The 25824-nt window shown below is 69.6% G+C and carries 25 protein-coding genes; 13 read left to right on the plus strand and 12 right to left on the minus strand.

Features of this window, described 5'->3' with window-relative positions; all coding sequences use genetic code 11:
* Positions 1–51: 51 nt before the first annotated feature.
* On the plus strand, positions 52–1458 hold the full coding sequence (gene bcaP / locus AC1VVG_RS16100; protein WP_059561522.1) for a branched-chain amino acid transporter BcaP: 1407 nt from the start codon (positions 52–54) through the stop codon (positions 1456–1458).
* 264 nt (positions 1459–1722) lie between these two features.
* The gene (locus AC1VVG_RS16105) at positions 1723–2748 is read left to right on the plus strand and encodes an XdhC family protein (RefSeq protein ID WP_059561519.1); all 1026 of its coding nucleotides are present in this window, start codon (positions 1723–1725) and stop codon (positions 2746–2748) included.
* A gap of 55 nt (positions 2749–2803) precedes the next feature.
* Here the strand turns inward: AC1VVG_RS16105 and AC1VVG_RS16110 are convergent, their stop codons facing one another.
* From AC1VVG_RS16110 to fliE, 6 genes are all read right to left on the minus strand, one after another.
* Complete coding sequence (locus tag AC1VVG_RS16110; RefSeq protein ID WP_034190278.1) at positions 2804–3538, minus strand: PepSY-associated TM helix domain-containing protein; 735 nt, start codon at positions 3536–3538, stop codon at positions 2804–2806.
* Between the two features lie 270 nt (positions 3539–3808).
* The gene (locus tag AC1VVG_RS16115; RefSeq protein ID WP_200086571.1) at positions 3809–4126 is read right to left on the minus strand and encodes an EscU/YscU/HrcU family type III secretion system export apparatus switch protein; all 318 of its coding nucleotides are present in this window, start codon (positions 4124–4126) and stop codon (positions 3809–3811) included.
* Positions 4123–5490, minus strand: coding sequence for a flagellar hook-length control protein FliK (gene fliK / locus AC1VVG_RS16120; RefSeq protein WP_473376209.1), 1368 nt, complete (start codon positions 5488–5490; stop codon positions 4123–4125). Before fliK ends, AC1VVG_RS16115 begins: the two co-directional genes overlap by 4 nt.
* Before the next feature lie 101 nt (positions 5491–5591).
* Complete coding sequence (locus AC1VVG_RS16125; RefSeq protein ID WP_006486993.1) at positions 5592–5924, minus strand: flagellar protein FliT; 333 nt, start codon at positions 5922–5924, stop codon at positions 5592–5594.
* Positions 5921–6355 (minus strand): flagellar export chaperone FliS, encoded by a 435-nt coding sequence (gene fliS / locus AC1VVG_RS16130; protein WP_034190275.1) that lies wholly within the window; start codon positions 6353–6355, stop codon positions 5921–5923. The genes AC1VVG_RS16125 and fliS overlap by 4 nt, the downstream gene beginning before the upstream one ends.
* Positions 6356–6515: 160 nt before the next feature.
* A complete protein-coding gene (gene fliE, locus AC1VVG_RS16135; protein ID WP_034190274.1) occupies positions 6516–6860 on the minus strand; it encodes a flagellar hook-basal body complex protein FliE in 345 nt (114 codons plus the stop codon).
* A gap of 248 nt (positions 6861–7108) precedes the next feature.
* On the opposite strand from fliE, the gene fliF reads away from it, so the two are divergent.
* From fliF to AC1VVG_RS16165, 6 genes are read left to right on the plus strand one after another with little or no spacing between them, the layout of a single operon-like run.
* Positions 7109–8872 (plus strand): flagellar basal-body MS-ring/collar protein FliF, encoded by a 1764-nt coding sequence (gene fliF / locus AC1VVG_RS16140; RefSeq protein ID WP_124609225.1) that lies wholly within the window; start codon positions 7109–7111, stop codon positions 8870–8872.
* The gene (gene fliG, locus AC1VVG_RS16145) at positions 8862–9857 is read left to right on the plus strand and encodes a flagellar motor switch protein FliG (protein ID WP_034190272.1); all 996 of its coding nucleotides are present in this window, start codon (positions 8862–8864) and stop codon (positions 9855–9857) included. The genes fliF and fliG overlap by 11 nt, the downstream gene beginning before the upstream one ends.
* Positions 9850–10533, plus strand: coding sequence for a flagellar assembly protein FliH (gene fliH, locus AC1VVG_RS16150; RefSeq protein WP_034190271.1), 684 nt, complete (start codon positions 9850–9852; stop codon positions 10531–10533). The genes fliG and fliH overlap by 8 nt, the downstream gene beginning before the upstream one ends.
* Before the next feature lie 32 nt (positions 10534–10565).
* The gene (gene fliI / locus AC1VVG_RS16155; protein WP_482835905.1) at positions 10566–12071 is read left to right on the plus strand and encodes a flagellar protein export ATPase FliI; all 1506 of its coding nucleotides are present in this window, start codon (positions 10566–10568) and stop codon (positions 12069–12071) included.
* Positions 12072–12076: 5 nt separating this feature from the next.
* Complete coding sequence (fliJ, locus tag AC1VVG_RS16160; protein ID WP_034190269.1) at positions 12077–12535, plus strand: flagellar export protein FliJ; 459 nt, start codon at positions 12077–12079, stop codon at positions 12533–12535.
* 31 nt (positions 12536–12566) lie between these two features.
* Entirely contained in the window at positions 12567–13937 is a 1371-nt protein-coding gene (locus tag AC1VVG_RS16165) for a flagellar hook-length control protein FliK (protein WP_482835841.1), read from the plus strand.
* A 29-nt stretch (positions 13938–13966) separates the two neighbouring features.
* Here the strand turns inward: AC1VVG_RS16165 and AC1VVG_RS16170 are convergent, their stop codons facing one another.
* On the minus strand, positions 13967–15607 hold the full coding sequence (locus AC1VVG_RS16170; RefSeq protein ID WP_034190267.1) for a GMC family oxidoreductase: 1641 nt from the start codon (positions 15605–15607) through the stop codon (positions 13967–13969).
* A gap of 722 nt (positions 15608–16329) precedes the next feature.
* Between AC1VVG_RS16170 and AC1VVG_RS16175 the strand changes: the two genes are divergently transcribed.
* A complete protein-coding gene (locus tag AC1VVG_RS16175) occupies positions 16330–17772 on the plus strand; it encodes a coniferyl aldehyde dehydrogenase (protein ID WP_059561506.1) in 1443 nt (480 codons plus the stop codon).
* Between the two features lie 81 nt (positions 17773–17853).
* Here the strand turns inward: AC1VVG_RS16175 and AC1VVG_RS16180 are convergent, their stop codons facing one another.
* Both AC1VVG_RS16180 and AC1VVG_RS16185 read right to left on the minus strand, forming a co-directional pair.
* Positions 17854–18885, minus strand: a complete 1032-nt coding sequence (locus AC1VVG_RS16180) for a serine/threonine protein kinase (RefSeq protein ID WP_034190264.1) — start codon at positions 18883–18885, stop codon at positions 17854–17856.
* 47 nt (positions 18886–18932) lie between these two features.
* Positions 18933–19145 (minus strand): hypothetical protein, encoded by a 213-nt coding sequence (locus AC1VVG_RS16185; protein WP_006477514.1) that lies wholly within the window; start codon positions 19143–19145, stop codon positions 18933–18935.
* A 657-nt stretch (positions 19146–19802) separates the two neighbouring features.
* On the opposite strand from AC1VVG_RS16185, the gene AC1VVG_RS16190 reads away from it, so the two are divergent.
* Positions 19803–20690, plus strand: a complete 888-nt coding sequence (locus AC1VVG_RS16190; protein ID WP_482835842.1) for a DMT family transporter — start codon at positions 19803–19805, stop codon at positions 20688–20690.
* A 305-nt stretch (positions 20691–20995) separates the two neighbouring features.
* A complete protein-coding gene (locus AC1VVG_RS16195; RefSeq protein WP_011353526.1) occupies positions 20996–21181 on the plus strand; it encodes a hypothetical protein in 186 nt (61 codons plus the stop codon).
* A gap of 113 nt (positions 21182–21294) precedes the next feature.
* Here AC1VVG_RS16195 and mgrA read toward each other — a convergent pair whose 3' ends face one another.
* Complete coding sequence (gene mgrA, locus AC1VVG_RS16200; RefSeq protein ID WP_034190262.1) at positions 21295–22338, minus strand: L-glyceraldehyde 3-phosphate reductase; 1044 nt, start codon at positions 22336–22338, stop codon at positions 21295–21297.
* Between the two features lie 191 nt (positions 22339–22529).
* On the opposite strand from mgrA, the gene AC1VVG_RS16205 reads away from it, so the two are divergent.
* Positions 22530–22736 carry a DUF3185 family protein gene (locus AC1VVG_RS16205; protein WP_034190261.1) on the plus strand — a complete coding sequence of 69 codons (207 nt, stop codon included), beginning with the start codon at positions 22530–22532 and terminating at the stop codon, positions 22734–22736.
* 151 nt (positions 22737–22887) lie between these two features.
* Here AC1VVG_RS16205 and AC1VVG_RS16210 read toward each other — a convergent pair whose 3' ends face one another.
* Positions 22888–23661 carry a phytanoyl-CoA dioxygenase family protein gene (locus AC1VVG_RS16210; protein ID WP_049028738.1) on the minus strand — a complete coding sequence of 258 codons (774 nt, stop codon included), beginning with the start codon at positions 23659–23661 and terminating at the stop codon, positions 22888–22890.
* A gap of 352 nt (positions 23662–24013) precedes the next feature.
* Between AC1VVG_RS16210 and AC1VVG_RS16215 the strand changes: the two genes are divergently transcribed.
* Complete coding sequence (locus AC1VVG_RS16215) at positions 24014–24355, plus strand: hypothetical protein (protein ID WP_034190259.1); 342 nt, start codon at positions 24014–24016, stop codon at positions 24353–24355.
* A 113-nt stretch (positions 24356–24468) separates the two neighbouring features.
* On the opposite strand, the gene metK is transcribed toward AC1VVG_RS16215, so the two are convergent.
* On the minus strand, positions 24469–25656 hold the full coding sequence (gene metK / locus AC1VVG_RS16220) for a methionine adenosyltransferase (RefSeq protein ID WP_011546455.1): 1188 nt from the start codon (positions 25654–25656) through the stop codon (positions 24469–24471).
* Positions 25657–25824 lie beyond the last annotated feature (168 nt).

The following is a 25824-nucleotide window of genomic DNA, read 5'->3' on the forward strand; positions in this document are numbered from 1 at the left end:
TTTTCACTCAGTCAGCGCGCCGCCCCTGCGCGCGCCGGCGATTCATCCGCAATGTCTCTCTTCCGCAAGAAAAACGTCGATCGCATGATCGCCGGCGCGCACGCCGCTGGGCTCAAGAAAGCGCTCGGCGCGATCGACCTCACCTTCCTCGGCATCGGCGCGATCATCGGCACCGGCATCTTCGTGCTGACCGGCACCGGCGCCGTGCAGGCCGGCCCCGCGCTGATGCTGTCGTTCGTGATCGCCGCGATCGCGTGCGGCCTCGCGGCGCTGTCGTACGCGGAATTCGCGTCGACGATCCCCGTCGCCGGCTCGATCTACACGTATTCGTACGCGACGCTCGGCGAGCTCGTCGCGTGGATCATCGGCTGGGACCTGATGCTCGAATACGGCCTCGCGTCGTCGGCCGTGTCGGTCGGCTGGTCGGGCTACCTGCAGTCGCTGCTGCAGGGCTTCGGACTGTCGCTGCCGACCGTGCTGACGGCCGCGCCCGGCGCCGTGCCGGGCGTCGTCACGTGGTTCAACCTGCCCGCGTTCCTCGTGATGATCGTGATCACGACGCTGCTGTCGATCGGCATCCGCGAGTCGACCCGCATCAACAACATCATGGTGTTCATCAAGGTGTCGGTCGTGCTGCTCGTGATCGCGGTCGGCCTGTTCCACGTGACGCCCGCGAACTGGAAGCCGTTCATGCCGCACGGCTGGAACGGCGTGTTCGGCGCCGCGGCCGTGATGTTCTTCGCGTTCATCGGCTTCGACGCGGTGTCGTCGGCGGCCGAGGAGGTGAAGAACCCGAAACGCGACCTGCCGATCGGCATCATCGCGTCGCTCGCGGTGTGCGCGGTGCTGTACGTGACGGTCGCCGCGGTCGCGACCGGCATCGTGCCGGCGGCCCGGTACGCGAACATCTCGCACCCGATCTCGTACGCGCTGCAGGTTGCCGGCGAGACGTGGGTCGCGGGCTTCATCGATCTCGGCGCGGTGCTCGGCATGCTGACCGTGATTCTCGTGATGAGCTACGGCCAGACGCGCGTGATCTTCGCGATGTCGCGCGACGGGCTGCTGCCGGCGATGCTGTCGCGCGTGCACCCGCGCTACGCGACGCCGTTCCTGACGACCTGGCTCGTCGGCCTGTTCTTCGGGCTGATCGCCGCGCTCGTGCCGCTCAACGTGCTCGCCGAACTGATCAACATCGGCACGCTCGCGGCATTCTCGATGGTGTCGATCGCGGTGCTCGTGCTGCGCCGCACGCACCCCGACCTGCCGCGCGCGTTCCGCTGCCCGGGCGTGCCCGTGGTGCCGATCCTCGCGGTCGCGGCCTGCCTGTTCCTGATGCTGAACCTGCAGCCCGTCACGTGGGCCGCATTCGGCATCTGGCTCGTGATCGGTCTCGCGATCTACTTCCTGTACTCGCGGCACCACTCGAAGCTCGCGCACGGCCACCACGACGCGCACTGAGCGCCGTCGTCGCGCGCCCATGCCGCGCGACGACGAACGCGACATCCGCGGGGCCGCCACCGGCCCTGCGCGCCCCCTCCCCCGAACCGGCCAGGCGCCGTTCCCGCGCGCGATCGCTGTCCGATCGTCGCGATCTCTTGCCCGATTCTCCGGATTTGCCCGCACGGGCCGCCACGCCGCCTGCACGCGTGCGCCGCGCGGTTCATAATCCCGCCATCGAACGACGGTCCCGGGCAAAGGGCCGTCCGGCAACAGGAAAACACGATGGAAAGTGTCGATCTCGATGTACTGAAATCCAGCGCGCGCTGGCTCGAAGAAGGGCGCCGCGTGCTGCTCGTGACGGTCGTGAAGACGTGGGGCTCGTCGCCGCGCCCCGAAGGCGCGATGCTCGCGGTGCGCGAGGACGGCCTGGTGGTCGGCTCCGTGTCCGGCGGCTGCATCGAGGACGACCTGATCGCCCGCGTGCACGCGAGCGGCATCGCGGCCGACGCGCGCCCGGAAGCGCTGAAGTACGGCGTGACGGCCGAGGAGGCGCACCGCTTCGGGCTGCCGTGCGGCGGCACGATCCAGCTCGTGCTCGAGCCGCTCACGCGCGACAGCGGGATTGCCGCGCTGTGCGCGGAAGTCGAGGCCGGCCGCCTCGTCACGCGCACGATGACGCTCGCGACCGGCCGCGCGTCGCTGTCGCCTGCCCAGGCCACCGACGGGCTCGCGTTCGACGGCGAGCGGCTCGTGACGATCCACGGGCCGCGCTACCGGATGCTCGTGATCGGCGCCGGCCAGTTGTCGCGCTATCTGTGCCAGATCGCGGTCGGGCTCGACTACCAGGTAACGGTGTGCGATCCGCGCGAGGAATACACGGATGCGTGGGACGTGCCGGGCACGCGCGTCGTGCGCACGATGCCCGACGATACGGTGCTCGAGATGAAGCTCGATGCGCGTTCGGCCGTGATCGCGCTGACGCACGACCCGAAGCTCGACGATCTCGCGCTGATGGAAGCGCTGAAGACGCCCGCGTTCTACGTGGGCGCGCTCGGCTCGCGGCGCAACAATGCGGCGCGGCGCGAACGGCTGCGCGAATTCGACCTGAACGAAGCGGAACTGGGCCGGCTGCACGGGCCGGCCGGCATCTACATCGGCAGCAGGACGCCGCCGGAAATCGCGATCTCGATCCTCGCCGAGGTCACGGCCGCGAAGAATCACGTGTCGCTGCCGACGATCCTGCAGGTCGAAGGCGCGAAAGCCGCCCGCGAGATCGCGGCGAACAGCGGCGCGGCCTGCGGGCTCTGAGCCGCCGCGGCGGCCAACGACGATCGCGCCGGCGACCGCCCGGCGCGAACCCCGATCAGGCCAGGCCGGCGGCCAGCGCCGCGGCGACCGAACCGACCACCAGCACGACGCCGACCGTGCGGCGCTTGTTCAGCTCGGTCCACAACAGCACGCCGGTCAGCGACAGCAGGATCAGCGAGCCCGCGATCGTATCCATCAGCAGCACCCAGCCGAGGTTCATCCCGACGCCGCGATGCAGGTTGTTCAGCGTCGTCAGGAACGTATTGCCGGTACGCTTCACCGATACGTAGCCGTTGCCGACCCAGTATTCGGCCTGCAGGTTCTGGTGCGGGCCGAACACGCCGAACTGCCAGTGCTCGGGCTGCATCACGCGTTTGTCGCCCCACGCGACGGCCTGCGCGGGCTCCTTGCGCATGCGGCCCGGCTTGCCGTCGAAATGCAGCTCCTGCTGCAGCCACTTCGTCATCGCGGCGGGCGTCTTCGGCACCGGATCCGGCAGCGCGATCTGCATCTCCTCGACTTGCGGCTCGCCGGTCGGGATCTTCAGCGGCGGCGCGCGGTGATTGAGCAGCACGCCCGTCACGCCGAACAGCAGCCCCAGCACCGCGCCCCACAGCCCGACCCAGCCGTGCACCTTGCGCAGCCACTTGATGAAGGTGGCGCGCCGCGAGCGCTGGCGGCGCGCGGCCAGTTCGTCGTCGCTGAGCGGGCGGCCCGCCGGGTGCAGCACGGTGACGCCGGCGCGCGGCATGCCCGTCTTGGGCGGGTCGATCGTTTCGGGCGCGTTCACGCGAAAGGTTCCATTCGTTCAAAACAACGGCCGGCGCGCAGTGCGTGCGCGTCGGCCGGGCAACATGAAAATGAGAATGGATATCATTACATAAATCGATCGCCGGCTCAATCCGTCACGGTCGCCGGCGGCGGCCCATCATGCCTGGAGAGATTCGGCTGATGAGTGCGCGTTGCACGGAAATGCCGATCGATATGCGGCAAATGCCGTCGGACTGGCGCGACACGACCAGACAGCATTTCGTAAGAAAGTCGCGCGACGCCAGGCGCGTCAGCGCAGCGGCGGCAGCGGAAAGCGCGGCGCGGTGTCGTCCGGCGCGGCCTCGGTGCGATCGAGCGCGTACAGCCACGCCAGCAGATCGGCGACGGCCTGGTAGAGCTGCGGCGGAATCCGGTCGTCGAGATCGACCTGCATCAGCAGCGACACCATCTCCGGCGCCGTATGCACGTACAGCCCCGCGTCGCGCGCGCGTGCGACGATCATCTCGGCGAGCAGGCCATAACCCTTCGCAACCACACGCGGCGCCGTGTCGCCGCCTTTCGGGTCGTAGACGAGCGCGGCCGCGCGCTTGCGGGACGTCATGCTCATCGCGGCGCCTCGTCGTCGGCCACCTGCGTCGGCGGGGCGCCGGCCGCTCCCCGCGCATACGCGGCGGCGGCCGCCTGGGCCGCGAACAGGTCGAAGCCGTCCGGCCCGTCGTCGACCGCGCGGATCGACAGTCCGCCGACCTTGAGCCCCGACCCCTCGAGCCGCTGCCGCAGCGCGGCCTCGTTTCGCGTGAGACGCTCGGCGCCCGTCTGGTTCGCGCGCAGCCGCGCGACGAGCTGCGCGCCGTTCAGCACCAGTTCCGCATCGACCGTGCCGAGCGACGGCAGCGTCAGCGTGAGGCGCGTGCGCCAGGCGATGCCGTCGCCCGCGTCGTCCCCTCCGCCGCGCTGCCCGCGGTTGTCCGGCGCGTCGGGCTCGATCGTCCAGTCGAGCCGCGCGCCCGGCCAGGCCTCGCCGGTCCAGCGAAACTGGTCGGTCGCGAGCGCATCGAGCTGCTGCCGGACGATCGGCACGGTGGCCGGATGGACGGTCGCAAGCGTCTGCGCCTGCGGATCGGACGATGCGGCAGCGAGGTCAGCCCGCGCCGGTGTCCAGCGCGTGTCGGCATGCGTGCCCAGCGGATCGGCGGGATCGGGCGGCAACGATGCGCCCTGCCGGGCGGCCGTCGGCAGGGCCTGCGCGGGATCGCGGGCCGCGCCCCCGCCCTGCGCCGGCGTACCCGGCTGCGCGGCCGCCCGCGCGGTCGCAGGCGGCGGCGGACGCTGCGCCAGCAGCTCGTCGAGCACATCGGTCGAGCCGGGCGGCAACGCATCGGGATCGGCCGGCGCGAGTGCGGCCGTCAGGCGCGCCTGCGGCTCGCGCATCAGCGCCGCGAGCGGACGCTGGCCGGCCAGCCACTGCGCCAGATGGGATTCGTAGAAGAGGCCGCTCTCGCTCACGGCCTGCGCGAGCGCCGCGCGCAGCGCGGCGACCGGCAGCGGCGCGGCCGCTTCACGGGCGGCCGCGGCGGACGATGCCGCCGCGGAGGCCGGCGGGGACGGCGCAGCCGGCGCGGATGAAGCCGACGCGGGGGCGGCGGCAACGGGCGCCGGCACGGCCGGATCGGTCAGCAGCACGGCGGGATCGGCCAGCAGCGGCGTGCGGCCGGCAATCGCGGGCGTCGCATCGCCGCCCGCGCGTGAAATCGCGTCGAGCACGCGCCCGACATCGGACAGCGCGGTCTGCGTGGAGGCCGGCGGCGCGGCCGGCGGGCTGCCGGCCGGCGACGACGACGGCGCACCGCTGCCCGGCGTGCCGACCTGCGCGGTCGCGCCGCCGCCGGCGGGTGCCGATACGGTGTCGGTCAGCAGGCTGTCGAGGCGGCTTGCCAGCAGCGCGGCCGCAACGGAGTCGATACCGGTCATGATCGGAGCCTGCTCACCTCAGCCACTTCGTTGCGAATCCGGGCACGGCACGCCGGTGCCATCCGCGGGTACGGCGCGCCGGCCTCTCCCGTCGACGGGCCCTAGCCGCGCGCGCGATAGAGATCGGTCAATACCTGGGTCGAGCGCCGCGCCTCGAACAGCGCGGACAGCCGCGCGACGTCCGGGCTCGCGAGATCGCGGATCGCCGCGTCGTCGGCCAGGATGCGGCGGATCAGGTCAAGCTTGCGGCCGAGATCCGATTCGTCGAGCGCGACGCCCGGATCGGCTTCCTTCAGCCCGTCGACAAGCTGCATGAATTCGGCCTGCAACCCCGGCAACGCGCTCCAGTCGGCGCCGCGGGCGGCGCACAGCATGCGCCCCGACACGGCGGCGAGCGCCTCGTAACGTGCGAAGTATTCGGCCTTGTGATTCATCGTGATGCTTCCGCTGCCTGTTGCGCGGCCATCCGCGCGACTTCCGGGGCGATGCCCGTCCAAGCTTCCTCGAGCGTCGCGAGCAGCCCGTCGACCTCGACCAGCATCGCGTCGCTCGCCTGCGCGTTCGCGTCGAGCAGGCGCCGGCCGATATACGCATACAGCGCGCCCAGCCGGTCCGCGATCTCGCCGCCCGCGTCGTGGTTCAACGACGCCTGCAGGCCGCTCTCGACGATCCGGATCGCCTTGCCGATCGCGTCGCCGCGCGCGGGCACGTTGCCCTGCTGCAAATGCATGCGCGCCAGCGCGATCGCTTGCCGCGCGCCCTGGTACAGCATCGCGATCAGCCGGTGCGGGGAGGCGCCCATCACCCCCGTCTCGACGCCGACACGCGCGTATGCACTGGCTCCAGCGTGCCCTGGGGAAAACATGCGCTTCTCCTTGTCTTGCCTTGGCTATACGGTCGCCGCCGCCGTGCATCGCACGGCGCGGCCTTCTCCGGAGTTATCGGAAGGGATTTGAAAACCTTTAGGCGCAAGCGGCGGCCGCCGACTCGGGAAGCCGGCCCGCCGGCCCCGCCCGGCACGCCCGTCACACCGACATCTGCATGATGTCGTTGTAGGCGCTCACGAGCTTGTTGCGGACCTGGAGCCCGAACTGGAAGCCGATGTTGGCTTTCTGCATGTCGACCATCACGTCGTTCAGCGATACGTTCGGCGCGCCGACCTCGAACGCCTTCGCCTCGCCGAGCGCGTGCTGCTGGTCGCCGCTGATCTTGTCGAGCGACGCCTTCATCGCGCTCGCGAACGTGCTGGCCGTCGCCGCGCCCGAGCCGGCAAGCGCCGCCGTCGGGCTCGCGACGCCGCCGGACGCCTGCGCGGCCATCGACTGCATCTGTTGCAACACCGAACCGATTCCGCTGACGTTCGCAGTCATGCTGTCCCCAGACTTAGAGAAGAGACCCGGACGCACCGGGCGTTCCGCCGGCGCCGCACCACGCGCACCATGCCGGATCGCAAAAAAGGATAGCAGCGCGCCGCCTGTCAAAGCCGAGAAAGTACGGGGGAAACCCCGCTCTTTTCGGTCGATCGGAGTGCGCGTCGGATGCCGATAATCGCATCGTGTCATTGTCCGCCCGCTCGTCCGAGCGGGCTCAGTGGTCCCGCTCCGGAGAAACTCGACGCATGGATTCGCAGGCCAACTCGCTGATCAACCCCGACGCCCGCGCGGGCCTCGCCAGCCCGGCGCCCGGCGCCGCCGCGGCCGCCGCGCTGCCGGGCGCGGGCGTCGCCGGCGCTGACTTCGGGCTGGGCGGCTTCGCGGAACGCATTCCCGGCATCTCGCGGATGAAGGGCAACCCGAAGCTGCCGTTCCTGATCGCCGTCGCGTTCGCGATCGCCGCGATCACCGCGCTCGTGCTGTGGAGCCGCGCGCCCGACTACCGCGTGCTGTACAGCAACCTGTCGGACCGCGACGGCGGCGCGATCATTGCCGCGCTCCAGCAGGCAAACGTTCCCTACAAGTTCGCCGACGCCGGCGGCGCGATCCTCGTGCCGTCGAACCAGGTGCACGAAACGCGCCTGAAGCTCGCCGCGATGGGCCTGCCGAAGGGCGGCTCGGTCGGCTTCGAGCTGATGGACAACCAGAAATTCGGCATCAGCCAGTTCGCCGAGCAGATCAATTACCAGCGCGCGCTCGAAGGCGAGCTGCAGCGCACCATCGAATCGATCAACGCCGTGCGCAGCGCGCGCGTGCATCTCGCGATCCCGAAGCCGTCGGTCTTCGTGCGCGACAAGGAAGCGCCGAGCGCGTCCGTGTTCGTCGACCTCTACCCGGGCCGCGTGCTCGACGAGGGACAGGTCCAGGCGATCACGCGGATGGTGTCGTCCGGCGTGCCCGACATGCCCGCGAAGAACGTGACGATCGTCGACCAGGACGGCAACCTGCTGACCCAGACCGCGTCCGCCTCCGGCCTCGACGCGAGCCAGCTCAAGTACGTGCAGCAGGTCGAGCGCAACACGCAGAAGCGCATCGACGCGATCCTCGCGCCGATCTTCGGCGCCGGCAACGCGCGCTCGCAGGTCAGCGCGGACCTCGATTTCTCGAAGGTCGAGCAGACGTCCGAAAGCTACGGCCCGAACGGCAATCCGCAGCAATCGGCGATCCGCAGCCAGCAGACCAGCAGCTCGACCGAACTCGCGCAGGGCGGCGCCTCCGGCGTGCCGGGCGCGCTGTCGAACACGCCGCCGCAGCCGGCGTCCGCGCCGGTGGTCGCCGGCAACGGCCAGAACGCGCCGCAGACGACGCCGGTCAGCGACCGCAAGGACCAGACGACCAACTACGAACTCGACAAGACGATCCGTCACCTCGAACAGCCGATGGGCAGCGTGAAGCGGCTGTCGGTCGCGGTCGTCGTCAACTACCAGCCGGTCGCCGACGCGAAGGGCCACGTGACGATGCAGCCGCTGCCGCCCGCGAAGCTCGCGCAGGTCGAGCAGCTCGTGAAGGACGCGATGGGCTACGACGAGAAGCGCGGCGACTCGGTGAACGTCGTGAACAGCGCGTTCTCGACCGCGAGCGACCCGTACGCCGACCTGCCGTGGTGGCGCCAGCCCGACATGATCGCGATGGCGAAGGAAGCCGCGAAGTGGCTCGGCATCGCGGTGGCCGCGGCGGCGCTCTACTTCATGTTCGTGCGCCCGGCGATGCGCCGCGCGTTCCCGCCGCCCGAGCCGGCCGCGCCGGCGCTCGCGGCGCCGGAGGATCCGGTCGCGCTCGACGGCCTGCCCGCGCCGGCCAAGACGGAGGAGCCCGACACGATGCTGCTCGGCTTCGAAACCGAGAAGAACCGCTACGAACGCAACCTCGACTACGCGCGCACGATCGCCCGCCAGGATCCGAAGATCGTCGCCACCGTCGTGAAGAACTGGGTGTCCGATGAACGCTGAAGGCTTGACCAAGAGCGCACTGCTGCTGATGTCGATCGGCGAGGAAGAGGCCGCGCAGGTATTCAAGTTCCTCGCGCCGCGCGAGGTCCAGAAGATCGGCGCCGCGATGGCCGCGCTGAAGAACGTCACGCGCGAGCAGGTCGAGGACGTGCTGCAGGAGTTCGCGAAGGAAGCCGAGCAGCACACCGCGCTGTCGCTCGATTCGAGCGACTACATCCGCTCGGTGCTGACGAAGGCGCTCGGCGAGGACAAGGCCGGCGTGCTGATCGACCGCATCCTGCAGGGCAGCGACACGAGCGGCATCGAGGGCCTGAAGTGGATGGACTCGGGCGCCGTGGCCGAACTGATCAAGAACGAGCATCCGCAGATCATCGCGACGATCCTCGTGCACCTCGACCGCGACCAGGCATCGGAGATCGCATCGTGCTTCACCGAGCGGCTGCGTAACGACGTGCTGCTGCGGATCGCGACGCTCGACGGCATCCAGCCGGCCGCGCTGCGCGAACTCGACGACGTGCTGACGGGCCTGCTGTCCGGCAGCGACAACCTGAAGCGCAGCCCGATGGGCGGCATCCGCACCGCGGCCGAGATCCTGAACTTCATGACGAGCGTGCACGAGGAAGGCGTGCTCGAAAGCGTGCGCCAGTACGACGCCGATCTCGCGCAGAAGATCGTCGACCAGATGTTCGTGTTCGAGAACCTGCTCGACCTCGAGGATCGCGCGATCCAGATGGTGCTCAAGGAAGTCGAGTCGGAAACGCTGATCATCGCGCTGAAGGGCGCGCCGCCCGCCCTGCGCCAGAAGTTCCTCGCGAACATGTCGCAGCGCGCGGCCGAACTGCTCGCCGAGGATCTCGACGCGCGCGGCCCGGTGCGCGTGTCCGAAGTGGAGACGCAGCAGCGCCGCATCCTGCAGATCGTGCGCAATCTCGCCGAGAGCGGCCAGATCGTGATCGGCGGCAAGGCGGAAGACGCGTATGTCTGATTCGGCGAGCGATCGCGTGGGCACCCTCACCGCGTACCAGCGGTGGGAGATGGCGTCGTTCGACCCGCCGCCGCCCCCGCCGCCGCCCGACGACGCGGCGGCCGCTGCCGCCGCGCTCGCCAAGGACCTGCAGCGCGTGCGCGACGCCGCGCACGCCGAAGGCCATGCCGCCGGCCACGTCGAAGGCCAGGCGCTCGGCTATCAGGCCGGTTTCGAGCAGGGCCGCGAACAGGGTTTCGAGGCCGGCCAGGCCGACGCGCGCGAACAGGCCGCGCAGCTGGCGGCGCTTGCCGCATCGTTCCGCGAGGCCGTGTCGAACATCGAGCACGATCTCGCGTCCGACATCGCGCAGCTCGCGCTCGACATCGCGCAGCAGGTCGTGCGCCAGCACGTGAAGCATGACCCGGCCGCGCTGGTCGCGGCCGTGCGCGACGTGCTCGCGGCCGAACCCGCGCTGTCCGGCGCGCCGCATCTCGCGGTGAATCCGGCCGACCTGCCCGTCGTCGAAGCCTATCTGCAGGACGATCTCGATACGCTCGGCTGGACCGTGCGCACCGACGCGTCGATCGAGCGCGGCGGCTGCCGCGCGCACGCCGCGACCGGCGAGGTCGACGCGACGCTGCCCACCCGCTGGCAGCGCGTCGCCGCCGCGATCGGCAAGGTGAGCACGTGGTAACGCGGCCGCCCGAGGCGCTCGCGCACGACGGCATGACGCCGCTCGAGCGCGAGCTCGCGCTCGCGTCGTTCGGGCCGGCCGCCGCGCCCGACGCCACCCGCCCCGCCGCGCCCCACGCGGGCGCCGACACCGCCGCGGCCGCACCGCGCGCGCCGCACAATCCGCATCTCGCGCACTGGCGCACGCATCTGAACGGGCTCGCCGCGCGCAGCCACCGCGCGCTGCCGCTGCGGCCCTGCGGGCGCCTCACGCGCGCGGCCGGCCTCGTGCTCGAGGCGATCGGGCTGCGCCTGTCGGTCGGCGCCGAATGCACGATCGAACTGCCGCCCGGCAGCACGCTGCCGCATGCGGAAGCCGAAGTCGTCGGCTTCGCCGGCGACCGTCTGTTCCTGATGCCGACCACCGACGTCGCCGGCGTCCTGCCCGGCGCGCGCGTGTGGCCGAGGGAGGCCGCGCCCGTCGCCGATCCGCTCGCGGGCGCGAAGCGGCTGCCGGTCGGCTGGGAGATGCTCGGGCGCGTCGTCGACGCGTCGGGCCGCCCGCTCGACGGCCTCGGCCCGCTCACCGCGAAAGTCGATGCGCCGCTGTCGGCGCCGTCGATCAACCCGCTCGATCGAGAGCCGATCCACCACGTGCTCGACGTCGGCGTGCGCGCGATCAACGCGCTGCTCACCGTCGGCCGCGGCCAGCGGATGGGCCTGTTCGCGGGCTCGGGCGTCGGCAAGTCGGTACTGCTCGGCACGATGGCACGCTACACGAGCGCCGAAGTGATCGTGATCGGGCTGATCGGCGAACGCGGCCGCGAAGTGAAGGAATTCATCGAACAGATCCTCGGCGAGGACGGGCTCGCGCGCTCGGTCGTCGTCGCCGCGCCGGCCGACGTGTCGCCGCTGCTGCGGATGCAGGGCGCCGCGTACGCGACCTCGCTCGCCGAGTATTTCCGCGACCAGGGCAAGCACGTGCTGCTGCTGATGGATTCGCTGACGCGCTACGCGATGGCGCAGCGCGAGATCGCGCTGGCGATCGGCGAGCCGCCCGCGACCAAGGGTTATCCGCCGTCGGTGTTCGCGAAGCTGCCCGCGCTCGTCGAGCGCACCGGCAACGGGCCCGAGGGCGGCGGCTCGATCACCGCGTTCTACACGGTGCTGACCGAAGGCGACGACCAGCAGGATCCGATCGCCGATTCGGCGCGCGCGATCCTCGACGGCCACATCGTGCTGTCGCGCGCGCTCGCCGAGGCCGGCCACTATCCGGCGATCGACATCGAGGCGTCGATCAGCCGCGCGATGACGGCGCTGATCGACGAAGGCCATCTCGATCATGTACGGCAGTTCAAGCAGATGCTGTCGCGCTATCAGCGCAATCGCGACCTGATCGCGGTCGGCGCTTACGCACCCGGCCGCGACGCGCAGCTCGACCGCGCGATCGCGCTCTATCCGCGCATCGAGGCATTCCTGCAGCAGGGCTTTCGCGAATGCGCGCCGTTCGCACCGAGCCTCGCCGCGCTCGATGCGCTGTTCGACGCTTACGGAGGCTGATCCCGATGGCTCACGGCTTTCCCCTTCAACTGCTGCTCGACCGTGCGCAGGACGACCTCGACTCGGCCGCGAAGCAGCTCGGCACCGCGCAGCGCGACCGCACCGCGGCCGCCGAACAGCTCGACGCGCTGCTGCGCTACCGCGACGAATATCACGCACGCTTCGCGCAGTCCGCGCAACACGGGATGCCGGCCGGCAACTGGCGCAATTTCCAGGCGTTCATCGACACGCTCGACGCGGCGATCGCGCAGCAGCGCAACGTGCTGGCCGCCGCCGAAGTCCGCATCGACGAAGCGCGCCCGAACTGGCAACAAAAGAAACGCACCGTCGGCTCGTATGAAATCCTGCAGGCGCGCGGCGTCGCGCAGGCAGCGACGCGCGAGGCCCGGCGCGAACAGCGCGACGCCGACGAACACGCCGCGAAGATCCTGCGCATGCGGGCCGACGCGGCCCGCTCGTCGTAACCGACCACCGCATTCGAACGAGAGAACCGACATGCCTCCCCTGCCCCTGCTCGGCGCGCTGCTCGATACCGCCGGCGCCGCACTCAAGGCCGCCCGCGGCGCGGGTTCGTCCGCCGCCGGCAACGATGCATCGGCGACCGCGACCGCCGTGCCGTTCGCGCAGACGCTGAAGCAAAGCGTCGTCACGCGTCGCGACGCGTCGAGTACCGCCGCGCCCGATGCGTCGACGACGCAGGCCGCGTCGAAGCCGGCCGCCGGCACGAAGCCGTCGGGCACGGACGACGACGACAAGTCGACCGACGCCGCGAACGCGACGACCAGTCCGGACGCCGCCGCGCTCGCGGCAGCGGCGGCCGTGCAGGCGCAACTGCAGGCGCGCACGGACAACGCGACGACGCCGGCCGATGCGGCTGGCACCGCCGCCGCTGCCGCTGTCGCCGACACGACGCAAAAAACGGCCGTGTCCGGCCAGCCCGACGCCACGGCGACGCTGGCCGATCATGCAACCCGGGATACGGCTGCCCAGCCGCTCGAACCGGCGTCGAGCCGCGACGCGCTGCAAGCCGCGCTCGCCAAGCTGACGGGCGGTGCGGGCGCGATCGCGCTGCCGGCAACCGGCACGTCCGCAGCGGCAACGACCTCGGCGCCGGCGGCTACCGCGTCGAGCGCCGCCGCGCCGCTGACGCCGAAGGTGCCGACGTTCGACCGTACGCTCGCCGATGCGAAAGGCGCGCTCGCCACCCAGCAGGCGCCGGCCCAGGCCACGCCGCAGGCGCTGCAGGCCGAAGCGAACGCGCAGTCCGGCGCGCAGCATGCCCTCGCGGCCGCCGGCGACGCGACCGATCCGGCCGCCAGCGCGACGCTCGCGGCCGGCGCAACGGCCGCGGCCGCCGCGCAGGCGAACCTGCAGCTGTCGCCGGCCGCCGGTGCGATCGCCTCCGCCAACGCGCACGTACTCGCGCCGCACGTCGGCAGCGCCGACTGGACGGACGCCCTGAGCCAGAAGGTCGTGTTCCTGTCGAATGCGCACCAGCAGAGCGCCGAGCTGACGCTCAACCCGCCCGATCTCGGGCCGCTGCAGGTCGTGCTGCGCGTCGCGGACAACCATGCGCACGCGCTGTTCGTGTCGCAGCACGCACAGGTGCGCGAAGCCGTCGAAGCCGCGCTGCCGAAGCTGCGCGAGGCGATGGAAGCGGGCGGGCTCGGGCTCGGCAGCACGACCGTCAGCGACGGCGGCTTCGCTTCCCCGCAGCAGAACCCGCAACAGACCTTCTCCGGCGGCCAGTCGTCGCGGCGCGGAAACGGCGAACCGTCAGCCGTCGATGCACCGGCCGACGTTGCGCAATCCGCACCGGCCGCCGCGAGCGTGAGCCGCGCCGGCCTCGTCGATACGTTTGCCTGAGCATGGCCGCTGCCGTGCGCGCGCCGCGCTCAGCGGCCGTGCACCGCGGCAGCCGCCTCGCCGCGCGGTACCCCGCCCTTGCGCGCCGCGACGATGAAGTCCGCCGCGCGCTCGCCGATCATCACCGACGGCGCATTCGTGTTCCCGCCGACCAGTGTCGGCATCACCGACGCATCGACCACCCGCAGCCCTTCGACGCCGCGCACGCGCAACTGCGGATCGACGACCGCACGCGCATCCGAGCCCATCCGGCACGTGCCGACCGGGTGGTAGATCGTGTCGGCATGCGCGACGATCGTCGCGCGCAGCTCGGCCTCGCTCTGGTCCGCCCGCGTGTACAGCTCGCGCCCGCCCTGCGACGCGAGCGGCGCCTGCGACAGGATGCGGCGCATCGCCTGCGTGCCGCGCACGAGCAGGTCGAGATCGCGTGAATCGCTGAAGAAGCGCGGATCGATCAGCGGCGCGTCGCGCGCATCGCCGCTCGCGAGCGCGACCGTGCCGCGGCTGAACGGCCGCAGCGCGCACACGTGCAGCGAATAGCCGAACCCCCAGTGCATCTTGCGGTTGTGGTCGTCGACGAGCGCCGTGCAGAAATGCAGCTGCAGGTCGGGACGCTCGAGCGACGGATCGCTCTTGATGAAACCGCCGGCCTCCGCGACGTTGCTCGTCATCATCCCCGTGCGGCTCGAGAAATAGCGCGCGAGCGCGGGCGTCATCTTCGCGATCCCGCGCACGCACACGCCGACCAGCTCCGACGAATTCACGCGCGTGTTGATGATGAAGTCGATGTGGTCGATCAGGTTCGTGCCGACGTCCGGCGCATCCTGCACGACCGCGATGCCGTGCCGGCGCAGTTGCTCGGCCGGGCCGATCCCCGAACACATCAGCAGCTGCGGCGAATTGAACGCGCCGGCCGACAGGATCACCTCCGCGCGCGCGCCGAGCGTCTCGACGCGGCCGTTGCGCGATACCGCGACACCGACCGCGCGCTTGCCGTCGAAGCCGACGCGCAGCACCGTCGCATCGGTGATCACGTGCAGGTTCGGCCGGTTGCGGCCGTAGATGTACGCGCGCGCCACGCTACAGCGCGAGCCGTCGCGGTGCGTGACCTGGTAGAAGCCGACGCCTTCCTGCGTCGCGCCGTTGAAGTCGTCGTTCAGCGGATAGCCGGCCGCGTGCGCGGCCTGGATGAATCGTTCGGAGAACGGATTGCGAAAGCGCAGATCCGACACCGTCAGCGGGCCGTCCGCGCCGTGCCATGCATCGGCGCCGCGTTCGTTGCCTTCCGCGCGGCGGAAATACGGCAGCACGTCCTGCCAGCCCCAGCCCGTCGCGCCGAGCTGCGCCCACTCGTCGTAGTCGCCCGGATGGCCGCGCGTGTAGATCATCGCGTTGATCGCGCTCGAGCCGCCCATCCCGCGCCCGCGCGGCTGGTAGCCGCGCCGCCCGCCGAGGCCCGGCTGCGGCACCGTCTCGTAGCCGTAGTTCGTGCCGAGCTTGAACGGCACCAGCGCCGCGATGCCGACCGGCATGTTGACGAGCAGGTTGCGCTCCGTATGCGAGCCGGCCTCGATCAGCGCGATCGTCGCATCGGGGCAGGCATCGGCGAGACGGCCGGCCAGGCTCGACCCGCCCGAACCGCCGCCGACGATGATGTAGTCGTATTGCATGTCACGTCTCCGTCGTGTCATGGAGGGCGCCCGGCACCGCCGCGCGACCGCGTCTCCTCTTGTAATGTTCGGGCATTGTAGGAACGGCCGTCGCATGCACGGCGCGCGGATTCAAGAGCGATTCCTCTAAACGCCCGCGTGAACTAAATTTAAGATGTATCGATTCGCTTCGCGCGATACGCCGGCCACGAGAAGCCGGTCCGTCGCGAAACGGGAGGGACGACGATGCAGCGCCGGATTCTGCAGGCCGTGTGCCGACCGGGTGGTCCGGATGTCACGCGCGCGGCCCGCATTTCATTTCAAACGGCCGCCCCCGCGGCGACGCTCGGCATCATGCGCGCGGTCGATCGAAATCGAACGGCACGGGTCGTCGCCGACCGTTTGGATAACGTATCGCCGCAGCCGCACGATGCATCGCGATACGGATCGGCAGACACGTCGCCCGGCGCTGCTTCGGTGCGCCGGCATGCGATCGCGCGGCAGCATCGCACGACCGCTCGTCACCGCCTCGGGGCGCGCACGCGTGCCGTGCGACACGCGTGTCGACGGCGGACACCGTCGCGCGGATGCGACGCCCGCCGCGGGATGCAACCGGTTTTCGAGTACACGTCGCATCCGGCCCCGCGCCGCGCGACACGCATCACCCGATCCGCGCCGCCGCGCTCGCCGAGCGTGCGGCGTGACGGCCGGCCGGCCCGCCCGGTCCAACTGGAGGAGACGACATGAAGAACGACCTGCCCGAACTGGCCCCGCAAGCACTGCCGTCGGTCGACGCGCTGACGGCGCTGCTGCGCGACCAGCGCGCGGCGTACCTGCGCGCACCGTATCCGGCATGGGAGACGCGCATGCAGCACCTGCGCGCGCTGCGCACGATGCTGATCGACCATGCGGACGCACTCGCCGAGGCGATCAGCGCCGATTTCGGCCATCGCGCGAAGCAGGAAGTGCTGCTGTCGGAAATCTGGATGGCGAAGGAAGAGATCGACGACGCGCTGAAGCACGGCAAGCGCTGGATGAAGCCGATCCGCAAGCCGATGAACAAGTGGCTGCGGCCAGCGCGCGCGAAGGTGATTCCGCAGCCGCTCGGCGTGGTCGGCATCGTCGTGCCGTGGAACTATCCGGTGCTGCTCGCGGCCGGGCCGCTGATCTGCGCGCTCGCGGCCGGCAACCGCGCAATCATCAAGATGTCGGAACTGACGCCGCGCACGTCGGCCCTGTTCGAGCAACTCATCGGCAAGACCTTCACGCGCGACCACGTCGCGGTCGTGAACGGCGACGCGGAGGTCGGCGCCGCGTTCAGCGCGCTGCCGTTCGATCACCTGCTGTTTACCGGTTCGACGCATGTCGGCCGCCACGTGATGCGTGCGGCCGCCGACAACCTGACGCCCGTCACGCTTGAGCTCGGCGGCAAGTCGCCGGCCATCGTCGGCCCGAACGCGCGCTTCGACGCGGCCGTCGACGCGATCGTCGCCGGCAAGTCGCTGAATGCGGGCCAGACCTGCATCGCGCCCGACTACGTGCTGCTGCCGCGCGGGATGGAAGCCGCGTTCATCGAGCGCGCACGGGCACGCTTCGCGAAGCTGTATCCGAACCTGGCGACGAACGGCGACTACACGACGATCGTGTCGCCGCGTCACTACGCGCGCCTGCAGCAACTCGCGAGCGACGCGCAGGCCGCCGGCGCGCAGCTGCATCCGCTGTCCGACGCGCCCTCCGATCCCGCTTCGCGCCGCTTCGTGCCGTGCGCGGTCACGCAAGTGCCGGCCGCGTCGCAGTTGATGCAGGAGGAAATCTTCGGGCCGCTGCTGCCGCTCGTGCCGTACGAGCGGCTCGACGAGGCGATCGCGTACGTGAACGCCCGCCCGCGTCCGCTCGCGCTCTACCTGTTCGACGAGGATGGCGGCACGATCGACCGCGTGATGCGCGAAACGATCTCGGGCGGCGTGACGATCAACGAAGCGCTGATGCACATCGCGTGCGGCAGCTTGCCGTTCGGCGGTGTCGGCGCGAGCGGCATGGGCGCATACCACGGCTACGACGGTTTCGTGACGTTCTCGAAGATGAAGCCCGTGCTCACGCAGGCGCGCCTGAACACGCGCAACCTGCTTGCGCCGCCGTACGGCAAGCGCTTCGCCGCGCTGATCAAGCTGATGCTGAAGCTCTGAGGCAGCCGTATCGGACGGGCCGCCCGCATCGCGCCGCGGCCCTCGCCAGCCTGCCGCGCGGCGGGGATGCCGCGCGTGCCGTCACACGGGCCAGAGCGGCCCTTCCTGCATCGCGCCGATCTGCTCGCGCAACTCGAGCACGCGCGCTTCCCAGTAACGGTGCGTGTTGAACCACGGGAAGGCGGCCGGAAACGCGGGATCGTCCCAGCGCCGCGCAAGCCATGCCGCGTAGTGGATCAGCCGCAGCGTGCGCAGCGCTTCGACCAGATGCAGCTCGCGCGGCTCGAATTCGCAGAAATCCTCGTAACCGGCGAGCAGGTCCGCGAGCGCGCGCGACGCGCCTTCGCGATCGCCCGGCAGCAGCAGCCACAGATCCTGGACCGCCGGCGCCATCCGGCTGTCGTCGAAGTCGACGAAATGCGGGCCGGCATCGGTCCACAACACGTTGCTCGGATGGCAGTCGCCGTGCGTGCGCAGCAGGCGGATGTCGCCCGCGCGTTCGAACGCGGCCTCGACGCCCTCGAGCGCGAGCGCGACGGCCGTCTCGTAGGCCGGTCGTACGTCATCCGGAATGAAATCGTGCGCGAGCAGGTAGTCGCGCGGCTCGTAGCCGAACGTATGGATGTCGAGCACGGGACGCGCGACATACGGCTCGGTCGCGCCGACCGCGTGAATCCGGCCGATGAAGCGGCCGAGCCATTCCAGCGTGTCGCTGCGGTCGAGATCGGGGGCGCGCCCGCCGCGCCGCTCGAAAATCGAGAAGCGGAAGCCGTCGAACGCGTGCAGCGTGCGGCCGTCGAATGTGCGCGCGGGCACCGCCGGAATCTCGCGCGCGGCGAGTTCGGCGACGAACGCATGCTCTTCGAGAATCGCGTCGTCCGACCAGCGTGCCGGGCGATAGAACTTCGCGACGACCGGCGGGCCGTCTTCGATGCCGACCTGGTAGACGCGGTTTTCGTAGCTGTTGAGGGCGAGCAGGCGCCCGTCGGTGCGCAGGCCGGCCGGTATCAGCACGCTGTCGAGCGCGTCGAGCACGCACTCGGGCGTGAGGCCGGCGAACGGCGGGCTGGCGGGAGAAGCGGGAGCGGAAGTGGCGTCTGTCATGTCCCGCATTGTGCCGCCAGCCGGACCGAAAGACGAGCGTCCGGTGTGGCGCCCGCTTAGTGAAGCGCCGCGCCGGCCGGCAGCACGGATTCGCCGGTGTCGATCAGGTCCTCGAGAAAGAACGGCTCGGTGTTGAGTTCTTTCGACTCACCCGGCACGCCCGCGTACCAGGTCACCATGGCCATGTCGCCCAGGATGCGCTGGACGATGCCGCGCGCGCCCTTCGGCACCGCGATATGGGTAGTGCAGACAATCGACCCGATATGCATGATGGTTCCCCACTCTTGACTCTTGAAACCCGGCCCGCTGGCGGGCCGGCAAATGCACGATCCGCGCCGCTCTCGACGAAGCGTTGCGCGTCATCCCATTGTTCACGGTTTATCGAAGCACGAAAAGAAGAAGAAGCAGGCGAAGTGCCGCGAATTCGTCGAATGTCTCCAATCAACCACTGCGCCGGGCACGTACTTGCCCGCCCGGTTACCCCCATCATACCCTGTCGAATGTGACTGCCCGCCGAAACCGCCCGGCACGCCGGCACGCACGTGATCGACGCATCGCGTCGTTCGTGATGCGACGCCGCCGACAAGGGTTGCGCTCGATCCTTGCCTTGCGGTACCTTTGGCCTTCATCCGCGTTCAATCGCCTTCCGACACGATGCATCCGCTCACGTCCGCCCTCGCCCAATCCCGGCCGCAGTTCGACTCGCGGCCGCAGGCGTGCGCGCATCCGTCGGTCCTGCCTCCTCCTGTCGCACCGCCGCTCGTCGGCGCCGCGCCGCCCCCTCCGGCAGCGCGCGCCGGCTGACCAGCCGGCTGCCGTTTCGTCTTCCATTCGCCCCCGCTGGCCGCAGTGCGTGCGTCGTCACGTACCGCCTGTTGCCGCGCGCGCGGATGGAACGTTCCGATCCGTTCGACAGGTGGATTCACATGGTTTCGTTCAAACGCGCGCTCGCCGCGCATGGCGCGACATCGCTCTTCGTGCTGCTGTGGAGCAGCGGCGCGATCTTCTCCGAACTCGGTCTGCGTCACGCGTCCGCATTCGCCTTTCTCACCGCGCGCTTCGCGCTCGCGTCGCTCGTGCTGCTCGCGCTGGCCTTCATGCGCAAACGCTGGCTGCCGCCGCGCGGCGAGCGGCGCATGGCCGCGCTGACCGGCGTGCTGATGATGGGCGGTTATTCGATCTTCTACCTGCTCGCACTCGAGCGCGGGATCGCGCCCGGTGTGCTCGCAACGATCCTTGGCGTACAGCCGATCCTCACGCTCGCGATCGTCGAGCGACGCTGGCAGCCCGTGCGCGTCGCGGGTCTCGCGCTGTCGCTGGCCGGGCTCGCGCTCGTCGTGTGCCGGGGCGCGAGCGGCGGTGCGGGCGGCCTGTCGGCGGCAGGCATCGCGTGCGCGCTCACCTCGCTCGTCGCGCTGACCGCCGGCTCGCTGCTGCAAAAGCGCGTACGCGCGGCGCCCGCCGACGTGCTGCCGCTGCAGAATGCGATCGGCCTTGCGCTGTGCGTCGCGATCGTGCCGTTCCGGCCGGTGTCGTTCGAGATGAACTGGGCGTTCGTCGTCCCGCTGCTGTGGCTCGGCGTCGTGATTTCGGTGATCGCGCAACTGCTGTTCTACCGGTTGATGCAGCGCGGCGATCTCGTGAACGTGACGAGCCTGTTCTATCTCGTGCCCGTCGTCACCACGCTGATGGATGCCGTGTGGCTCGGCAACCGGCCGGAGCCGCTCGCGCTCGCCGGCATGGGGGCGATCGTCGCGGGGCTCGCGCTCGTGTTCCGCGCATCGGCCGCCCGCGCGCAACCCGAGCGCGCGTAAGCGTGCGGGCCGCCGCGCCGCGCTGCGGTGCGGCGGCCCGCATCGGACACATGCGCCCATTGCGCGAAAAACGAAAGGAACGGGAAAGATACGCGCAAGGCGTTCGTCTGGCTTGCGGAAAAAATGCGTGTTTCCGCGGGCTTTCCGCTGATTTTTAATGGTTCGGATAGCGAAAAGCGCCGCCGGTTGCCTATACTCGAATTGACCGTCCCGCTCGCAAACGGGTCGGGCCAACACTAGAAACACCCGGCATGGGGCCGAATCAAGCGCCAACGCGCTGACTCCGGCCGGCACTGGAGACACGCATGACGACCTATTTCACGATCGGCGACTTCATCCTGTTGATTCCGATGGCGCTGGCCGGAGCGCTGTTTCTCGGCGCGGTACCGTGCGCCACCGAATTCCGTCACAACCTGCTGCGCGTGCTCGGCGTCATCCTCGGCGTCGGCGTCGCGGTGTTGCTCGTCGAAGGCCTGCCTGCGCTGATCTAGCGCGGCAACCCGGCGTTATCGCACGCATCGCTGCGCCGCGGCGATGCGAGGGGTTGCCCGCACGCCCGCGATACGGCACGCGAGATCGTTTCGCATGCCGTATCGACTGCCGGTCAGATCGCCTGATCGGTGGACGGCTTTTCCCACAGATTGATGCCGCCTTCGGTCGCGTAACGATCGATCTCCGCCAGTTCCTCCGCCGAGAATTCGAGGTTCTTCAACGCACCGACGTTTTCGCGCACCTGCTCCGCACGGCTCGCGCCGATCAGCGCGGACGTCACGCGGCCATTGCGCAGCACCCACGCCAGCGCCATCTGCGCGAGGCTCTGCCCGCGCCGCTCGGCGATCGCGTTGAGCTTGCGCACGTGCTCGAGGTTGTCCGCGCTCAGGTGATCCTGCTTCAGCGAGCCGCCGCCCGGCTTGTTCACGCGCGCGTCGGCCGGCACGCCGTTCAGGTATTTCGACGTGAGCAGGCCCTGCGCGAGCGGCGTGAACGCGATGCTGCCCGCGCCGACGTCGTCGAGCGCGCCGAGCAGGTCGCCCTCGATCCAGCGGTTCAGCATGTTGTACGACGGCTGGTGGATCAGCAGCGGCACGCGGTACTGCGCGAGCAGCTCGGCCATCTCGCGCGTCTTCGCGGCCGAATACGACGAGATGCCGATGTAGAGCGCCTTGCCTTGCTGCACGGCCGACGCGAGCGCGCCCGCCGTTTCCTCGAGCGGCGTGTGCGCATCGAAGCGGTGCGAGTAGAAGATGTCGACGTAGTCGAGCCCCATGCGCTGCAGGCTCTGGTCGAGACTCGCGAGCACGTACTTGCGCGACCCGCCGCCGCTGCCGTACGGCCCCGGCCACATGTCCCAGCCGGCCTTCGTCGAGATCAGCAGCTCGTCGCGATACGGCCGGAAATCCTCCTTCAGCAGCCGGCCGAAGTTGGTTTCGGCGCTGCCGTACGGCGGCCCGTAGTTGTTCGCGAGATCGAAATGGTTGATGCCGAGATCGAACGCGGTGCGCAGGATCTCGCGCTGCGTCGAGATCGGCGTCGAGTCGCCGAAGTTGTGCCACAGGCCAAGCGACAGGGCGGGCAGTTTGAGCCCGGATTTGCCGCAGGTGCGGTATTGCATGCCGGCATAACGTTCGGAAGCTGCTTCGTAGGCCATGAATAATTCCCGTCAGGACATCGGACAGAAGGACGCGCGCCGGCCGCGCACGGCGCGGCGGCGGCGAAGGAGTCGTACGACGACTATGTTAGCGAAAGCGGCCGGAACGCGCACGGCCGCGTCGCGATGGACGCGACCGCGGTCGTCGCCTACACTGCGGCGTCTCGAATCACCGTTTCAGCGAGGTTGGTATGTCCCGGGTCATCTCGGTTGCATTGCTCGTCGGCGGCGTCGTGCTGCTGTACTTCGGCGGCCAGTCGTTCCATTCGATCAACGACAACGTGTCGCGCTTCTTCACCGGTTCGCCCGCGACGAAGACGATCCTGCTGATCGTCGGCGGGGCCGTCGCATCGCTCGTCGGCCTGATCGGCCTCGCGATGCCGGGCGCCAAGCGCTGATCGCGCGGCCGCACCGCGCACGCACGGCCCGCGTCCTGCGATCGGGCCGCGCCAAACGAAACGGGCGGCCAGGCCGCCCGTTGCTTCATGCGCCGGCGATGCGCCGCATCGCCCGATACGTCGCGGCATCTGCGCGCCGCCCGATTCACACCTAGAACTGCACTTCCGGCTTCGACGCCGAGCGCGTGCCGGGCACCGGCCGGTTGCTCGCGCCGTGGTACGTGTACACGAGCGAGAATTTCACCTGGTCGGAGCGGTTCTGTCCGGCCGAATGCAGCGTGTTGCAGTGGAAGAACACGACATCGCCCGTCTGCAGCGGCGGGCAGGTGGCCGCGTCGATCAGCTTGCGGTTCTCGGGCAGGTCGCCGCGGAAAAACTTCGCGTCGTCGAACGCTTCCGGCCCGAATTCCGCCGTATGCGAGCCCGGCACGAGCCACAGCGCGCCGTTCTCGTTCGTTTCCGGCCCCAGCGCGAGCCACACCGACACCATGTCGGGACGCGCGAACGACCAGTAACGGAAATCGCGGTGCCACCCCGTCAGGCTGCCGTACGCGGGATGCTTCGTCATCATGCAGTTGTGATGCGCGCGCGACAGCACGGGCTCTTCACCGAAATACTCGCGCATCCACGCGCCGATTTCGGGGGCGATCGCCCGTTCGGCGAACGCCGGATCGCGCGAGTACGCATCGAGCAGCCGCCGCACCGTGTGCCCGCCCGGCGCATGCTTCGACTCGGGCGCGCCCGGGTAGCGCAGATCGGCTTCGAATTCGATCGGCTCGGCGGCCTCGCGCAACTGGCGCTCCGCGATCTGCCTGAGCGTCGCGCACTGCTGCTCGCCGACGAGGCCGCGCGCGACGACGAAGCCGCGCTCGCGCAATTCCGCGACTTGCGCGCGGATCGATTCCGACTGCAATGAAGACGACATGGGATGCCAGACGTTTATTGTGTGAATGTGACGATTGTAAATCGGCGCCGGATGCCGCGAACAGCGCCATTGTCGTGCGCAGGGGCATGCCAATCGCGGATTTGATCCGGCTCAAGGGAACTGTTCGTCGCGACACCTGCCTCACCGACAGGCGGTATGCGGCACACGCCTTGCGGCTCAAGGGTTTATCGCGACTTTTGCCCGTCATGAATCCCCTGTAGCCTGTCGCGGCCTGTCAATTCTGGCGGGCGCGGCGCGCAGCGAGTTTCGGTAAGATCCGTTGCGCCATCCGAGGCCGTTCATACCAGTGCGCTCTCCAGGGCGCCACCCATACAAGCGAAGCATCGTTCACATGCCATTCCGTCTGACTTCCCGTTTCAACCGCGCTGCGAAGCGCGTCGTGCCGCCCGCTCCTGCCCGCTCGCTGCGCCATCACCGCGCCCGCACGCAGGCGCTGGCCGAGCGTACGCCCGCGCACAGCCGGCTGGACGGTATCCGTGCGTGGTTCCACGCATTTTTCTCGATGATGAGCGCGCAGGCATTCACACGCCGTGCCGGCCTGCGCTCGCTGCTGCAGAAGCCGTCGTCGCTGCGCGCGCTCGCGTTGCGCCGCGCGCTCGGCCCGCAGCGCCGCATCAACCGCCCGCGCCGCCTCGCGGCCAGCAACGGCTGGTTCGGGTTCGGCGCACGCTGAACGCGCGCCGGCGGGCACACCCGCCCCGCCACGATCGCCGCCGTTGCGCCGGCGATCGGCACCCGTAAAAAAACCCCGGCAAGCCGGGGTTTTTCTTTGCGGGCGAACGACGCTTACGCGACGCGTGCCGTCGGCTCGACGCCAGCCGCTTCGGCCAGGGCGAGCGCCTTGTCGGTCGCTTCCCAAGAGAATTCCGGCTCTTCGCGGCCGAAGTGGCCGTAGGCAGCGGTCTTCTCGTAGATCGGGCGCAGCAGGTCGAGCATCTTGATGATGCCCTTCGGGCGCAGGTCGAAATGCTCGCGCACGAGCTTCGTGATCACCGCATCCGACACGCGGCCCGTGCCGAACGTGTTGACCATCACCGAGGTCGGCTCGGCCACGCCGATCGCGTACGACACCTGGATCAGCGCGCGCGACGCGAGGCCGGCGGCGACGATGTTCTTCGCGACGTAGCGGCCTGCATACGCGGCCGAACGGTCGACCTTCGACGGATCCTTGCCCGAGAACGCGCCGCCGCCGTGCGGTGCGGCACCGCCGTACGTGTCGACGATGATCTTGCGGCCGGTCAGGCCGCAATCGCCCTGCGGGCCGCCGATCACGAACCGGCCGGTCGGGTTCACGAGGAACTTGATGTCGCCCTTGATCAGCTCGGCCGGCAGCGTCGGCTTGATGATTTCCTCGATCACGGCTTCGCGCAGCGCCGGCAGTTCGATGTCCGGTGCGTGCTGCGTCGACAGCACGACGGTGTCGATCGAATCGGGCTTGCCGTCGACGTAGCGGACCGTCACCTGCGACTTCGCGTCCGGACGCAGCCATTGTAGGCGGCCGTCGCGGCGCAGGCTGGCCTGGCGCTCGACGAGGCGGTGCGACAGGTAGATCGGCAGCGGCATCAGTTCCGGGGTTTCGTCGCACGCATAGCCGAACATCAGGCCCTGGTCGCCCGCGCCTTGGTCGAGGTTGTCGTCGTGAGCACGATCGACGCCCTGCGCGATGTCCGGCGACTGCTTGTCGTACGCGACGAGCACCGCGCAACCCTTGTAGTCGATGCCGTAGTCGGTGTTGTCGTAGCCGATGCGCTTGATGGTGTCGCGCGCGATCTGGATGTAGTCGATGTTGGCCGTCGTGGTGATTTCACCGGCCAGAACGACGAGACCCGTGTTGCACAGCGTTTCGGCCGCTACGCGGGAATATTTGTCCTGCTCGAGGATGGCGTCGAGAATCGCGTCCGAGATCTGGTCCGCGACTTTGTCCGGATGGCCTTCGGAGACGGATTCGGACGTGAAGAGATAATCGTTTGCCACTTTTTCAGGCTCCTGTGTGGTTACGGTTGGTTTCACGTAGCCAGCTTCGTTGGGCCTGAAGCGGCGACGCTTTAGCGGATTACCAGGACCGGGCAGTGCGTGTGGCACCAGCCGGCTTCGCCCCGCAAGTTGTCAGTTAACTCGGCGAAGCCCGTATTATAGCGGCTT

The sequence above is a fragment of the Burkholderia sp. L-4 genome, assembly GCF_056856535.1.